At 29.8% G+C, this 399-nt stretch carries 1 protein-coding gene; it reads right to left on the reverse strand.

Annotated features, from left to right (window positions below):
* On the reverse strand, positions 1–254 hold a 254-nt coding region (locus Q4548_RS16750), incomplete at its 3' end, for a helix-turn-helix domain-containing protein (RefSeq protein WP_303457184.1).
* Positions 255–399 lie beyond the last annotated feature (145 nt).

Here is a 399-nt window from a genome sequence, read left to right on the forward strand (position 1 = left end):
AATTCAAGTTCTTCAATTTTCTCTTTCAATTTTTTGATTTCATCTTGTTTGCTCATTGCTTTTTTCTTTTGGTCTAAGGTAGCATATTTTTTAATCCAATAATCGATAGACGATCTTGGTACACCATATTTTTTAGCAGCAAAATTGGTAGATATTTGACCATTTTGGATTTGGTCAATGATTAGTAATTTGAGTTCAAAACCGACTTTAGTGTATGATTTTTTTCGGCAGTGTTGTTTTTGTTTACTTTCCATAAGTGACTAATTATTGATGAATTTTTAGTCAACCTATTTCAGGATTTTACAATTTTTAAATATTGCCCAACGGTTTTGGCTATGGAAAGTAGCGATGTAAACAAGCATGTTTTTTCGGAGCCGATTAATAAACTTAAAAATAAGC

Origin of the sequence: Wenyingzhuangia sp. 2_MG-2023 (assembly GCF_030548295.1) — a bacterium.
GTDB lineage: Bacteria > Bacteroidota > Bacteroidia > Flavobacteriales > Flavobacteriaceae > Wenyingzhuangia.